Source organism: Arsenophonus nasoniae DSM 15247 (assembly GCF_000429565.1).
GTDB classification, from domain to species: domain Bacteria; phylum Pseudomonadota; class Gammaproteobacteria; order Enterobacterales; family Enterobacteriaceae; genus Arsenophonus; species Arsenophonus nasoniae.
Genome location: NZ_AUCC01000145.1, coordinates 1 through 4,650 on the forward strand (window position 1 = coordinate 1; position 4,650 = coordinate 4,650).

Here is a 4,650-nt window from a genome sequence, read left to right on the forward strand (position 1 = left end):
CCGACCCGCATTGGATTATCACCGTGAATTTATCCTTAATACCTTAGCATCAGAAATTCGCGCCAGCATTGAAAAACATCGTTAATACAACAGGAAAATACTATGGCTAAAAGAAAAAGTTCGCCGGAATACGCTAAGTTACCCGAAAATACCGTAGTGAAATTTGGCAAAGTGGGGGATGCAGTGACTGCAATGAAACTTCTGGATACCTGTAGAGCAATAGGCGCAACAGGATTAACAGGAAGCTTTATAGACTGCACCACATTACTTGACACCAACAAACACTGTGTAACATAGTAATTATTTACGCATATTCGCGTTTCCATGTTTTAAGTAATTTATTGATTTTAAATAATTAGTTATTAATTTATGTACTGGTGTTATTTCATGTTTATTCATTGGTACTGAACTCTGTGTATTGCAATGTGTATTGCTAGAAATGAGAAGTTAACGCTATGGCAGCAGAAAATAAGCTCAGTGAAAAACGATTAAAAGCACTCAGCGGTAGCCTAAGAGAAAAGCAATTACTCGTTGCTGATGGAAGGGGATTATCAATCAGGGTATCTAAAAGTGGGATGGTCAGCTTTGTCTTCTTTTATCGATTAGGTGATCGCAATAGTTCCCCTATTTGGTTAACATTAGGTAAATATCCTGATATGTCGTTAAAACAGGCAAGGAAGGTAAGAAATCAGTGTAGAGAATGGCTAGTAGAAAATAAAGACCCTCGTATTTATATTAAAATTCAAAAAGAAACAACACTAAAACCCGTGACGGTGAAAGATGCGCTTGAATATTGGATTGAACACTACGTTAAGGATAAAAGGAAAGATTGGCTAAAAGTTCAAAACAATTTGAAACGGTATATTTATCTTCATATCGGTGATATGCCATTAAGCGAATGTAAAGCAGATATATGGTTATCGTTATTTGATAAACTAAAAAGAAAAGCCCCCGTTATTTCCGGTGGGACATTCCTCGATGTAAAACAAGCTTTGCGATTTTGTCGGGTAAGACGTTATGCCGTTAATCATGAATTAGACGATTTTACGTTGTCTGATATGGGCAAAAATGCAAAGAAAAGAGACAGAGTCTTAACAGAAAATGAGTTAAGGGATGTGTGGCGTTTGGCTAATAAAGAACTCAACAATACCGTCATTGAATCGCATTATAGACATATTTTATTGCTGGCTATTTTATTTGGTTGTCGCATGGTTGAAATTAGAAAATCGACATGGGATGAATGGGATTTTCAAAACTGGATATGGACAGTACCCAAAGAGAATAGCAAAAATGGTAGAGAAATCATTCGCCCAATACCAAAAGACATAAGACAGTGGCTAGTCAATTTAAAAGCGGTAAATAATACTAATTTAATCCTTGGTAAACTCTACAATCAAGTACCTATCAGTACAACGATGGGTAGGTTATGGAAGAAATTAGGACATGCTAGATCATGGTGTTTACATGATATGAGACGAACATTAGCAACAAATATGGCGGACAAGGGTGTTAACATTTATGTTATTGAACAATTGTTAGGACATACATTGCCTGGGGTGATGGGAATATATAACCGTAGCCAATATATGAATGAAAAAACTCAGGCATTAGAGGATTGGTTACGCTATCTGAATACATTTATAGAGGCAGATAACCAATGATAAAAATAATGAGTAAAGATGAATTATTGTTAGAGCCTGAGATAGATAGAATGATAAAAGAAGGTGAATGTAAATGGTTAACCAGCATAGGAGCATCAACAAGGCACTATATGATAAAAATGGGCAGATTTCCTAAAAGATACGTTTATGGGCCCAAAACAAAACTATACCGATTATCCGAGGTTCAGGCTTGGGTAAACGGCACATGGAAACCTGAATAACTAAAACGTATAAAATTAAATGTCATGAATTGAACCCCGTTAATCGGGGTTTTTTATTATGGAGAGAAAATAATGATAACCGTTAAATTTACTGAACCTACCAGAGAAGAAAGACAATTTATTTTAGATGAATACGGTCAAAAGTATGATCGACGAATCAGGGAAGCCGAATGTAAGCAGATATCCGGTTTATCCCGTTCCCGTCGATGGGTGTTAGAGGAAGAAGGAAAATTTCCTAAGCGTATACCTATGGGAAAGAACTCCGTCTCATGGCTATTAAGCGATGTTCTATGGTGGGCACGCAATCCGCCAGAGGTGAAGAACGTGAATAATCCTTACAGCCGTCAATCTCACTGATGAGGGGAAAAGTCCCCTTTTTGGCAGAAAACCTAAAAAACCTGTATCACCTGTACCAATTACATTTAATCCGTTTAATATCAATTAGTTAATTAGGTACAGGTAGATAAAATACCTCTAAAAACCTATAAAGACCTGTAACAACTTAAAGAGGAAGTCGGTTAGAAAAAAATTCCTTCCTTTCCCTGGTAGGCAGTGATTACCGAAAGTCCCCTTTTTTCTGACCAAGCAGCATGACTCACCGCTCAATTAATTAAATAAGGTTCAATATGAACATTCAAAACACGGTGAATAACCGTGAAGGGCTTCTTTATGCCAAAAATCAGGGGGGCGATATATTTAATCGCCTGAACAAGTCGACCTACAAAAAAAGTGTAGGTCACTACACAAAAAGTGTAGTTCAGAAATTAAACAACATGGGTGTACAAGCCATTAGAGAGGTGCGCACAAAAGAAAGCATTAAAAACAATAGGTTGATTCAATTTGTGCAGTATACAAAACAACCATCTAACCGCAGCTTAAAATACCTCATCTACTCAAATTTGAGTAGTGCAAAAAATAACCATTCATCATTAAGAGGAACGGTTAATAAACAAACAAAGCGAGTGGCTCATGGTCACTCAGAACATCAAGGAAATTTTTCTCTGATGATGAGGCTACCCGATAATATCGGGTTGGTTGGGTTGGCTGGATTGGCTCAGAAGCAATCAGCGGAATATGTATCTAAGCGATTTCAGCCTTTAGGGGTGATGCCTCTTTTGTCTAGTTCTCTGCGAAGTAAGCGTTTTATCCAACCAGCTTTATTGTCATCTCCGTCCTCTTTCATTGCTAAGTTAAGGCGTTCAGATAAGCTAGAATCTAATCGCAATTGTACAACGATTCTTTCTTTTTGGTGTTCTTTGGTTGACATTGGTTTTTTCCTGTATATATTAGATATTGAGATTACCAATGTACACTATTGCATAGCAATAAGTAAGACAATGCCCCGCAGTGCGCAAACACTTGCAGAGCATCTAACCACAATGTTAACTGAGGTAACAGTTATGGCTTCGTATAAGTCTACCCAAACTCGCCCTAAATTTACAGATACTTACTGGATTATCCCTCTAGATTCCAACATTCCCTACGGCAAAGTGTCATTAACCCGTCGTGAGCGCAGATTATTTCATGTGCTGTTCAAAGGTGATCGGCTTGTCTGGTCAGGCCGTAAGCCCATAACACCCCAAAGCATCATAGCGTGCTCCGCTTCTCAACGTCAGGAGGTGGCTCATGCGTAATTTTGTCGCTATCCATAATCGTGCGATGCCCGTTGTGGAGTACCAAGGTAAGCGTGTTGTGACCTTTGCCATGATTGATAAGGCACATGATCGCCCTAAAGGAACAGCAAGGCAGACGTTTAATCGTCATCGTTCTCGTTTTGTTGAAGGTAAAGATTTCTTTGATGTGACATCGTCTGTTAAACATACGATGTGGCTAAAAGACGTTTTCCCGAAACGTACCGCTAGGGGACTGCTTATCACCGAAAGAGGTTATTTACTTATCGTTAAACCGTTCAACGATTCGCTATCGTGGGATGTACAGAATGAGATGATAGATAGCTATTTCCGCCGTAACACCTTAGGTGAACTCCGTCATGTTGATATCCCTTCAATTGAAGAGTTAAGCCAGATGAAACCGGAAGAAGCACAACACCTTGTCGCCAAGGCTGAGAAAGACTCTTATCTTGGTCATGGTAAGCCAGGTAGTGCAGCGATGACCCTACGCCGTAGAGAGCTTAAGCGCCTTCGTCCGGCAACGCGTGCCGTTATTGAACTTTCCCAACTGTCTATCTGTGATTTAGGCGATTTCGCTAAGGAGGCTCTGCATGGCTGATATTCAGCATTACCTCATACCGGATAATTTACAAGCCATGAGCACTAAAGAGCTAAGAGAAATGAAAGGCGCTTGTGATGCCGCGTTTGACGGGATTATGTCAGGGCTAAAAGCCTTTGGTGAATGCGCATATTGGGCATGTGGCAATGAAAACTATGCCGATAGTCAGGCGAAAGCGGATTTATGCCGGATGAGTGAGGCGTTGATGTGCTTACCTAAAATTGCTCAGGCACTCATTATCAACGCAGAAAACGCCCAGTTCACACTCTATCAGCGTGAAGGATTCCCTGTATCGGAGGGCGTGAGATGAACATGACACAATATGACGAACAACCATTAATTACTTTTAGCGATGGCTATAACTCAGGGCGGGATAATACCTTTAACGCTAAGAATACACGGGCTTTTCTTAAGGGAAAAGTGAAGCCCCAATTTATAAGAAATCCTGGGATTAACACTTATGTCAGTGGCTCAAAGCACACAGGCACTAAGTCGAAAAAGTGTAAGCGCAAACAGGCTAAAAAAAGGAAGGGGTCAAG

Annotated in this window: 8 protein-coding genes; all 8 read left to right on the forward strand. The window is 39.7% G+C overall.

Annotated elements, in window-relative coordinates; genetic code table 11:
* Positions 1-102: 102 nt before the first annotated feature.
* Positions 103-297, forward strand: coding sequence for a hypothetical protein (locus tag G468_RS21545; protein WP_034250263.1), 195 nt, complete (start codon positions 103-105; stop codon positions 295-297).
* Between the two features lie 158 nt (positions 298-455).
* Positions 456-1,661: a tyrosine-type recombinase/integrase gene (locus G468_RS0116345; RefSeq protein ID WP_026823955.1), complete on the forward strand. Its 1,206-nt coding sequence runs from the start codon at positions 456-458 to the stop codon at positions 1,659-1,661.
* On the forward strand, positions 1,658-1,882 hold the full coding sequence (locus G468_RS0116350; protein WP_026823956.1) for a helix-turn-helix transcriptional regulator: 225 nt from the start codon (positions 1,658-1,660) through the stop codon (positions 1,880-1,882). Before G468_RS0116345 ends, G468_RS0116350 begins: the two co-directional genes overlap by 4 nt.
* Before the next feature lie 72 nt (positions 1,883-1,954).
* Positions 1,955-2,239 carry a helix-turn-helix transcriptional regulator gene (locus tag G468_RS0116355; RefSeq protein ID WP_026823957.1) on the forward strand — a complete coding sequence of 95 codons (285 nt, stop codon included), beginning with the start codon at positions 1,955-1,957 and terminating at the stop codon, positions 2,237-2,239.
* Between the two features lie 485 nt (positions 2,240-2,724).
* Entirely contained in the window at positions 2,725-3,516 is a 792-nt protein-coding gene (locus G468_RS23980) for a hypothetical protein (protein WP_155847021.1), read from the forward strand.
* Positions 3,509-4,111 carry an ORF6N domain-containing protein gene (locus G468_RS21550; RefSeq protein WP_034250261.1) on the forward strand — a complete coding sequence of 201 codons (603 nt, stop codon included), beginning with the start codon at positions 3,509-3,511 and terminating at the stop codon, positions 4,109-4,111. Before G468_RS23980 ends, G468_RS21550 begins: the two co-directional genes overlap by 8 nt.
* On the forward strand, positions 4,104-4,421 hold the full coding sequence (locus tag G468_RS0116370; RefSeq protein WP_026823959.1) for a hypothetical protein: 318 nt from the start codon (positions 4,104-4,106) through the stop codon (positions 4,419-4,421). Before G468_RS21550 ends, G468_RS0116370 begins: the two co-directional genes overlap by 8 nt.
* A partial coding sequence (locus G468_RS0116375) for a hypothetical protein (RefSeq protein WP_026823960.1) occupies positions 4,418-4,650 on the forward strand: 233 nt, incomplete at its 3' end. The genes G468_RS0116370 and G468_RS0116375, both read left to right, overlap by 4 nt.